The organism is Shewanella electrica, assembly GCF_022321485.1.
GTDB classification, from domain to species: Bacteria; Pseudomonadota; Gammaproteobacteria; order Enterobacterales; family Shewanellaceae; genus Shewanella; species Shewanella electrica.
The window spans coordinates 1-235 of record NZ_JAKOGG010000772.1; the positions used below are offsets into that span (position 1 = coordinate 1).

The following is a 235-nucleotide window of genomic DNA, read 5'->3' on the forward strand; positions in this document are numbered from 1 at the left end:
TTAACAAGGACCGAAATTAAGGCGACTAAAGAGGAGCTACAGGCTAATTACCGACGCTTAAACTAACCAGAAGCAACCGTACTCGCCGACCTAGAGATAAACGCTGAGCGACTGGACGCGGTGTTAAACATGGAGCACCCAGACCCTAGCGACGTTTGGGAGGTCCGTGATTACTTAGAAGATAAATTAAAGGAGCAGGGGATTGAAATGGTTCCCTTCTCACGGTTAGGGGACC

The 235-nt window shown here is 48.9% G+C and carries 1 pseudogene; it reads left to right on the top strand.

Annotation, left to right across the window (positions count from 1 at the left end):
- Positions 1-87 precede the first annotated feature (87 nt).
- Positions 88-235: pseudogene (locus L9G74_RS23445) on the top strand (DUF2316 family protein); the annotation flags it as partial.